Origin of the sequence: Brucella oryzae, assembly GCF_041929965.1 — a bacterium.
Classification (GTDB): Bacteria; Pseudomonadota; Alphaproteobacteria; order Rhizobiales; family Rhizobiaceae; genus Brucella; species Brucella oryzae.
Window position 1 is genome coordinate 76,914 of record NZ_JBHEEO010000019.1, and the last position, 8,375, is coordinate 85,288.

Consider the following 8,375-nt stretch of genomic DNA (forward strand, 5'->3'; position numbering starts at 1 on the left):
AGTATAACAAAACCGATGACTGTTACATGACCCAGTTTATGCGGCTCGCTGCAAGCTCACATAAAGCACGAGGCCGACACCGCTCATCTGGGAATGCTGGCCGATCTGCGTATAGGCGAAGGTTGCTGCCGGACCGGTGAAGATGGCTGTGAATAGGAAAACCCGAAGGGCGATTGCGGCGATGGTCCGGGTTCTTTTCATGGCCGCTCTCCGGCATGCTTCTGAGTGAATGCGGCCACAGGCCCGATTATCGGCTGGTCACGGTAAACACTGTATCTCTGGTCGACGAAAATGCTGGCGACTGTGGCAAAGCCAGCGATCATCAGGCAGACAATTGTTAAACGCCGAAGCATACCGGTTGGCCCCCAAAGCCGTTCTGATTTTTGTTCTCCCTGGTCAATCTAGCGATCGCGCCTGAACCGTCCCTGAGAGCGCCGTTCATGCGCCGTTCAAAAATATTGATGTTCCGTTTATTGCCACAAGTGGCTCTTGTGCCTGCTCAAAAGGGTCTTATGTTTCCCATCATTGGAATGCGGGGACATGTCCCGCTCAACGTCAGGATCAGCGGGAGAGAGCCCATGGCCGAACAGACCAAGCCCATCGAATTGTATTATTGGCCGACACCGAACGGCTTCAAGATCAGCATCATGCTGGAAGAACTGGGCGTTCCCTATGAGGTCAAATATGTCAATATCGGCAAGGGCGATCAGTTCCAGCCAGATTTCCTGAAAATCGCCCCGAACAACCGTATGCCCGCGATCATCGATCCGAAAGGGCCGGGCGGCGAACCGATCTCAGTGTTCGAATCTGGTGCGATCCTGCAGTATCTCGGGCGGAAGTTCGGCAAGTTCTACCCGATCGACGAACGCAATCGCGTCGCCGTTGACGAATGGCTGATGTGGCAGATGGGCGGGCTTGGCCCGATGTCGGGGCAAGCTGGTCATTTCCGGATCTATGCACCGGAGAAGGTTCAGTACGGGATCGACCGCTATACGAATGAGGTCAACCGGCTCTATGGTGTCCTGAACAGGCAGCTTGAAGGCAAGGAATATATCGCTGGCGATTATTCAATCGCCGACATGGCATCAATCGGCTGGATCAACGCCTATAAGAATTACGAGCAGAATCTCGATGATTTCCCGAACCTGAAGCGCTGGCACGAGACGATGAATACGCGCCCTGCGGTTCAGCGTGGTCTGCTGGTCGGCAAAGAAGAACGGGAACGCGCAAATGCTTCAGCGAACAAGGAAGAGGAACACAAGATTCTCTTCGGTCAGAAGGCACGCTGAACAAGCGGTGAAAGAAAGGGCGGCCCGGGGCCGCCCTCAGATTGATTACAAACCCCTCGATTTTTGGAAGCAGTCAAAAACGAGGGGTTTTGATTCCGATTTGTTCACGTTCTGAATCTGGGACGTTCCGTGAATCTGAGGTCATTTTGACCCTGCCGGAGGTTTGTCAGCAGTCTGAAGGGGCCGAGAGGCCCCTTCTCACTTAGATAGTCAATCCAATCAAGAGTTGCCCTTCAGGCGTGCGTTGCAGAGGCTGTAATAACCGCCTCCCTTCTGCACCCACTTCAGGCCACCCAAAGCATTGGCGTCCTTCAAGGCATGGTACTGCTCCAGGCAAGTGTGCATACGCGCCTTGCCGGCGGATTCATTGGAGAATTTGGCTGAAACAGCGGTTGGGAACTTCACGCCCTTGGGGGCAGCAACCGTCGGAGCGGCAGGTTCACTGTTTCCGTCTGTGCTCATCGCGACCGGATCTGCACCCGGACCGCACTCGGCCTTGCGGAAAGCGTTCCACTTGACACCATTATCCGTACCAGAATCCTTAGCTGCCTGATACTTAGCGCTGCACTGTTTCATGGTCAGGCCCTTGGCAGAGTCGTCTGCCGCAGGAGCAGCAGCGCTCTTGGCTGCCTTTTTGGCTGGAGCAGCAGGAGCTGCCGGTGCTGCGGCGGCATCTGCGCCATCTCCGCATTGCGCCTTGCGGAAATCATTCCATTTCATACTGCCAAGCGTGCCAGCATCTTTGGCAGATTGATATTTTGCGCTACATTCCTTCATCGTCAGTGCATTGGCAGGCGATGAAAAAGCAAATGCAGCGGCACTCATGATAATGGCTGTGCCTGCCATAGCTGTGATGGTTCGAATAGACATCGTGTTACTCCCTATCGAATGCAGCCCTTTTGATCGCTTGGTATCCGTTCGCACCTTGCGATCTTGCTAATATAGAAGAACGGTAGATGTCACTGTTGCTCTCGCCCGTTCCGTTTATACGTCAATATTGCGCTTCACCAAGTTGACTGTCAATCATTTGGTCAATATTACTCTTATATCCAATACAAATTTTCTAACGGGCTTTCTTTGCTCGTTATGGTCATGCAGGCGCCATGAAGTAGAATTATAGTACTTCTTCCCCCATGTCCGATTTTTATTCAAATAGAGTTAAAATCTGAGGATGATAGCTGTGATAAAGCGAATCATGATTATAGGTGGTGCCGGCTCGGGAAAATCCAGCCTTGCGCGCAAGCTTGGCGACATCACTGGTCTACCGGTTGTTCATATCGATACTCTCTACTGGCTGCCCGGCTGGACGATGCGCTCGCGTGACGAGATCGGCCACCTCACCAAAGAAGCGGCGAATCAGGACAGATGGATATTCGAGGGAAACAATAGCGAAACTATGAATTACCGGGCCTCGCGGGCAGATATGCTTATTTTTCTCGATATATCGACCATGCGTCGTCTGTGGCGTGTATTGAAAAGAACGGTAATCCATTACGGGGGCTCACGCCCGGATATGGCTGAAGGTTGTGTGGAGCGTTTTGACTGGGGCTTCCTGAAATGGGTGGCGAGCTATCGCAAAGACGGTCGGGTTCGCGCATTGGCTTTTCTGGAAAAGGCGCCGCAACATCTTATCAAGCATCACTTGCGCAGTCCGCAAGCGGTGAAGCGCTTCCTCGCGCAGATGGCGCGCGAAATAAATTAAAACAATCAGCCTCTCCGAGAGCGATAAACTCACAAAGCAGACCTTGAAATAACAATATTTCAAGCCGTGCGCTGCATCGCTACTGCTGTTATATTTAGTTGTCTCCCAAGACTTTACGCTGCGTGCTATGGCCCAACCATCTGCACAGCGCGAATGTATGACATGTCGGAACTCGTTCCGGCACCGTAATCTTTTCGCCGGATTGCCGGCTTCTCGCTGTTCTGGAGTTTCCACGTGGCTGATATCACTGATAACGCCGCTGCCCTTATTGATGCGCCGAAAGCTGCCGCATTCGACCGTCACCACCTCTATGAAGATGCGATGGCGATGCTGATCGGTACATCCTTCATCGCACTCGGCATTACGCTTTACAGCCAGGCCATGCTGATGACCGGCAGCACCGCCGGTATCGCCCTTCTCATCCAGTATGCAACAGGCACGGAATTCGGATTGCTCTATTTCCTGATCAATCTGCCATTCTACTATTTTGCCGTGCGTCGAATGGGTTGGGCTTTTACGATCAGAACCTTCGTCGCAGTGGCCATGATGTCGGTCTTTGCGCGACTGATGCCCTTGAGTGTCGACTTCTCAAGCGTTAATCCGCTTTTCGCCGCACTCATGGGCGGCACCTTGATGGGTATGGGTGTGCTGGCACTCTTCCGTCATCGCTCCGGTGTCGGCGGCGTCAACATATTGGCGCTCTATCTGCAGGACGCCTATGGGATCAGAGCCGGTTGGTTTCAGCTCGGCCTCGACGTCCTTATCATGTTGGTCTCGCTGTTCTTTATCCCATGGGAGAACATGGTGCTTTCCCTGATCGGTGCGATTGCCATGAATCTCATCATCGCAATCAATCACAAACCGGGCCGGTATCTCGGTATAAGCTGAGACAGCAAAAGCCACCTCGAAGGCGGCTTTCTTCATAAACGAAGGCGTTATCAGTCAGTGGGCGGTCATCCATTCGCGTGCGCCGCGCAGGGCTGCTGCCAGTTCGCCCTTGCTCATCGTGGCAGCCACCTGATTACGCATACGGGCGGCCTTCTCGCTGCCGCGGATGGCCGCAATGTTCAGCCATTTGTGGGCCTGCACCACGTCGATCTCGCAATCGCGACCGATGGCAAATTTCATGCCCATTTCCAGAAGAATGCGATCCTGCGCGATTGCGTTGTTCTTATTCGTAAAGCTCTGAAACTGTGCCATTTTCTTTGTCCCTGTTAAATCCCGAGAACCGTCCGGTCTTTATTTCAAAGCTTGATTTCGTTGCTTCGAAACTGCCGTCTCTGTCGTTCCGTTCATGCTCTCAAATCTAGGGGAAAGGATTGAAATGCGCGTTAAACCAGATGCTTAACGAGCAACCAACAAAATCCGAACAAGGGGTAAACTTGGGATTTTGTTAAACATGCAAGTGCCGCCGATTGCTGGATTTTAGTAAAAACTCGATTCAAATCCGCATGATCGAACGAAACCAGTTGCTAACTATAGACAACATTCGAATGCGGGCGTGTGTGTACAAAGGGCAGTGTTTCAGGAGCAGAGAGCGTCACAAATATCCCTCTTCCGCTTCGCCGGAAACTAGTTTACGTTTACGTTTGCGTAAGTTTGATGGATGATCGAGGAGGCTTCCGTCTTAAACTTCAGAACGCATCACAGCGGTTTCATCGTTGCAACCGGCAAAGCCGGGACTGGCGGCGATTTGGGAGGAAAGAATGATCCGCACACTTATTCTTGGAATGACGCTTGCAGCCACCTTTGCCGCGCCCGCCCTCGCCGAAGAAGGGATCGTCGGTACGTGGAAGCGCCCGAACGGAACGATCATCAGCTATACGGCCTGCGGCGCCAACAAGTTCTGCGGTACGGTGCAGACCGGCGAATACAAGGGCAAGTCCATCGGCACGATGTCCGGCACCGGGGGCAGCTATAAGGGTGAGGTCAACAAGCTTGACGAAGGCAAAACCTATACCGGCAAGGCCAGTGTCAAGGGCAATACGCTTTCACTCTCCGGCTGCGTGATGGGCGGTCTGATCTGCAAGAGCGAGAGCCTGACGCGCCAGTAATATCCAGCGCTGCGGAATCAAAAAGGGCGGCCCCGGGCCGCCCTCAGACTGCTGACAAACCTCCGGCAGGGTCAAAATGACCTCAGATTCACGGAACGTCCCAGATTCAGAACGTGAACAAATCGGAATCAAAACCCCTCGTTTTTGACTGCTTCCAAAAATCGAGGGGTTTGTAATCAATCTGAAGGGGCCTCTCGGCCCCTTTTTATTTGGTTCTTGCGAACCAGCCGGTGACTGCAACAGAAAGCCAACCGAGAATCATCAACGATCCTCCGGTCGGTGCAGCCATCGGGAAGAGCCGGTTGCCGGTCATATCGCGCATGAAGAGATCGCCGCAGAACAAGGCAAGGCCGATAACAAGCAAGGCACCGCCCAAATAAGCGGTACGGCTGGCCGGTGCGATGAGTGACAACACAAGAAATGCAGGCGCATGTCCAAGAAGCAGCGGAGCAATATTGCCGAGATGATTCTCGCCGCCATGGGCCGCGCCTGCATAAGCGGCAATCGCGAGTGCACCGCACAGCCCGGCAAGTGTACTGAAAAGAATGTTTTGAGGTCGATTGTCTGATCGAATCAGCATGTGCGGCTCCGCGATTCAGGCAGTTTCACGAATATCTACATGTTTTCGGGCATCCTCCAAAGCGTCGGGTAGGGCAGCTTCAAAAAGATCGAGCTGTTCGTCAGCGCCGACACTGACACGGATGCAGCGGTCGAGAACCGGGGCTCCTGGTTTGCGTACGAAGATGTCACGCGCGATCAGGCTATTGAGAACTGCCGTGGCGAATGCTCCATCCTTTCCGCAGTCGATGGTGACAAAGTTGGTGGCGGACGGAATGGCTGTAAGACCATTTTCCTTGGCGATTGCGGCAATGCGGTCTCGCCCGGCTATTATTTGGGTAACCACGTTACGCAGGTAAGCCTGATCCTTGAGGGCTGCAATAGCTGCTGCCTGCGCAAGACGGTTCACCGCGAAATGATCGCGAATCTTGTCGAAAGATTTGATAGCTTCAGCACTGCCGACAACATAACCGCAGCGAATGCCCGCCAAACCGTAGGCTTTGGAGAAGGTGCGCATTCGCAGAATATTTGGTCGGTCGGTTTCAAAGGGCGGGAAGGCGGAGGTAGGCCCGGTTTCGCAATAGGCCTCATCCAAGACAAGCATCGTGGTTTCAGGAACGCGCTCGATGAAGGATTGGATATCCGAACCCTCATGCCAGGTTCCCATCGGGTTATCCGGATTGGCAAGATATAGGATTGCAGCATCTTGCTTGCGCGCCGCGTCAAGCAGTCCGTCGAGGTCCGATCTGTCGTTAAGATAGGGAACCGTGACCAGATTTCCGCCATAACCGGCAACATGATAATTGAAGGTCGGATAACCGCCCAGCGAGTTGATAACTTTGTCACCCTCTTGGACATATTGCCTGACAACCAGCCCGAGCAAGGCATCAACGCCTGCTCCGGGCATGATGTTTTCAGCTGCCACGCCGTGATGCGCAGCAATGGCATGGCGTAATTCGTAATTTTCAGGGTCGCCATACTTCCAGATTTCGCTCACTTCCATCCGAATGGCTTCTAGGACAGACGGCGCTGGTCCGAAACTGCTCTCATTCGCGCCGATTCGCGCTCTGAAAGGTTTTCCTCGCTGCAGTTCCAGTGTTTCGGGGCCGGTAAAAGGAACGGTAGAAGGCAAGCTTGCGACGAGTGATGTGAGGCGGGGGGATCCCATGGTGATTTCCAGTCGATTCTCAGTCCAGCACAGTGTGAAGAGGACGAGCCGAAGGGCTGGATATGCCGTCAGTTACCTGCGCCTGTCCCACTATGAAAGGCATAGCAACTTGTATTGGCAGGTTCCATCACAATGATTCTATGACGGCTGAATAAGCGAGGCGCTTCTTCGGAACTGAAACCTGTCAGTCGGGTTTCAAGGGCTGTGTCACCTTTGACCGAGCAATCCAGGCTGGAATCGAGCATAAATGAACAGCCAATGCCACAGCCATGTTGCCAGTGGCTGGCTATCGAATCTCGAAAGCGGAGGTGCCGAAATCACTTAGTGAATTTCAAGCACTTTCACGCATGAGTCGAGGTCGTGCGTTGCCAGATGTGCATAACGCATGGTCATCTGCAGCGTCTGGTGACCCAGCCACATCTGAACCCGACGAATATCGATACCACCGCGGACCAGACGGGATGCACATGTATGACGAAGAATGTGCGGAACGACCTGATCGTCCGTGCCAAGCCCAACTTCCATTTTTGCTTCATTCCAGATCTGGCGGAACCGGACCTGATTGAGCATTGAGAAGGGGCCTTTGAGCTTCTCATGTGGAATGTGTGCTGCTTTATTGGCACGACGGGTAAGAGGGACAGTGCGGCTGCGATTTGATTTTGTTAGCCAGAATGTAACCCGGTGATCCTGAATATCGTTCCAGGTAACGCCGATTGCTTCCCCAAGGCGACAGCCTGTATCGACCAGAAACAGGGATAACCGGTAGCTATCTTCACAGCGCGATTTGATCGCGGCGAACAGGCGCTTTTCTTCCTCATATTCAAGAAATCGAATACGTCCCACACGCTCTTTCTGCCGGACGAATTCCGGTAGATTGAAGATATCCCCCATTTTGTGCGCCTTTCGCAGCAGCTTGCTCAGCGCAGCCATCTTTCTATTGATGGTTGCATTGCTATTGCCGCGCTCACGAAGAGAGCCGATGACGGAATCGAGCATTTCCTGATCGAAGCCTGAAAAGCGTTCACCCTTCAGAATTTCGTCAATCTCGCCAAGAAACGACCTAACATTATACTTGTGTGACCCGTCATCCCATAGGATGTTGATATATTTCCCCGTCAGTTCCGCCACCGAAAATTGTTCGACAAGCCGGTGGTTCGGGCTTTTGTTGGATGTATACTGAAGGTTGTAGTCGACTATCGGCGTAAACTTATCGCCCATATCGATCTTCGTTTCCCCAACGACGATCATTGCATGCCCCCCATAGATATATGAGACGCACAATTAATGAAATAATTCCCGGAACACAAGATAAGTGAGCTAACTTTATGCGGAGACATGTTTGGATCCTTCTAAAAGACCAGCTATTGCCCCCAAAGTTTTTGTCGTCCCCGCAACTCCCCCTCGTTTTTCGATCCTTTTCGAAATCCCCATTTCTGAAGGATCGGAATTCATGCATTCGTGAGCTATGTTTCAAATGGATGTGCGCCAACGGTTTCCCGTTGGCGCATTTTGCTCAAGCGTCGATCTGATTAGAACGAGCGCTGGAAGCGGACCATACCCTGCCAAGCGTCTTCGCCCTTCAGGACGGAGTTCTTGTCGTCCCA

Annotated in this window: 10 protein-coding genes; 4 read left to right on the forward strand and 6 right to left on the reverse strand. The window is 52.8% G+C overall.

Features of this window, described 5'->3' with window-relative positions; translation table 11 throughout:
• Positions 1–36: 36 nt before the first annotated feature.
• Positions 37–201 (reverse strand): hypothetical protein, encoded by a 165-nt coding sequence (locus JNC70_RS17560; protein WP_167394052.1) that lies wholly within the window; start codon positions 199–201, stop codon positions 37–39.
• Positions 202–578: 377 nt separating this feature from the next.
• Between JNC70_RS17560 and JNC70_RS17565 the strand changes: the two genes are divergently transcribed.
• The gene (locus JNC70_RS17565) at positions 579–1,289 is read left to right on the forward strand and encodes a glutathione binding-like protein (protein WP_104755472.1); all 711 of its coding nucleotides are present in this window, start codon (positions 579–581) and stop codon (positions 1,287–1,289) included.
• Positions 1,290–1,508: 219 nt separating this feature from the next.
• Here JNC70_RS17565 and JNC70_RS17570 read toward each other — a convergent pair whose 3' ends face one another.
• Positions 1,509–2,159 (reverse strand): antifreeze protein, encoded by a 651-nt coding sequence (locus tag JNC70_RS17570; RefSeq protein ID WP_374788757.1) that lies wholly within the window; start codon positions 2,157–2,159, stop codon positions 1,509–1,511.
• A 301-nt stretch (positions 2,160–2,460) separates the two neighbouring features.
• Here JNC70_RS17570 and JNC70_RS17575 point away from each other — a divergent pair, with 301 nt between their 5' ends.
• Complete coding sequence (locus JNC70_RS17575; RefSeq protein WP_374788758.1) at positions 2,461–2,991, forward strand: P-loop NTPase family protein; 531 nt, start codon at positions 2,461–2,463, stop codon at positions 2,989–2,991.
• 234 nt (positions 2,992–3,225) lie between these two features.
• On the forward strand, positions 3,226–3,879 hold the full coding sequence (locus tag JNC70_RS17580; protein ID WP_374788759.1) for a YitT family protein: 654 nt from the start codon (positions 3,226–3,228) through the stop codon (positions 3,877–3,879).
• Between the two features lie 54 nt (positions 3,880–3,933).
• Here the strand turns inward: JNC70_RS17580 and JNC70_RS17585 are convergent, their stop codons facing one another.
• On the reverse strand, positions 3,934–4,191 hold the full coding sequence (locus JNC70_RS17585) for a sel1 repeat family protein (RefSeq protein WP_374788760.1): 258 nt from the start codon (positions 4,189–4,191) through the stop codon (positions 3,934–3,936).
• A gap of 506 nt (positions 4,192–4,697) precedes the next feature.
• Here JNC70_RS17585 and JNC70_RS17590 point away from each other — a divergent pair.
• Positions 4,698–5,045: a DUF2147 domain-containing protein gene (locus tag JNC70_RS17590; RefSeq protein ID WP_104757579.1), complete on the forward strand. Its 348-nt coding sequence runs from the start codon at positions 4,698–4,700 to the stop codon at positions 5,043–5,045.
• 205 nt (positions 5,046–5,250) lie between these two features.
• Here the strand turns inward: JNC70_RS17590 and JNC70_RS17595 are convergent, their stop codons facing one another.
• From JNC70_RS17595 to JNC70_RS17605, 3 genes are all read right to left on the reverse strand, one after another.
• On the reverse strand, positions 5,251–5,625 hold the full coding sequence (locus JNC70_RS17595) for a DUF423 domain-containing protein (RefSeq protein ID WP_104757580.1): 375 nt from the start codon (positions 5,623–5,625) through the stop codon (positions 5,251–5,253).
• Positions 5,626–5,640: 15 nt separating this feature from the next.
• Positions 5,641–6,771: a pyridoxal phosphate-dependent aminotransferase gene (locus JNC70_RS17600; RefSeq protein ID WP_104757581.1), complete on the reverse strand. Its 1,131-nt coding sequence runs from the start codon at positions 6,769–6,771 to the stop codon at positions 5,641–5,643.
• Positions 6,772–7,092: 321 nt separating this feature from the next.
• Complete coding sequence (locus tag JNC70_RS17605; protein ID WP_104757582.1) at positions 7,093–8,019, reverse strand: tyrosine-type recombinase/integrase; 927 nt, start codon at positions 8,017–8,019, stop codon at positions 7,093–7,095.
• Positions 8,020–8,375 lie beyond the last annotated feature (356 nt).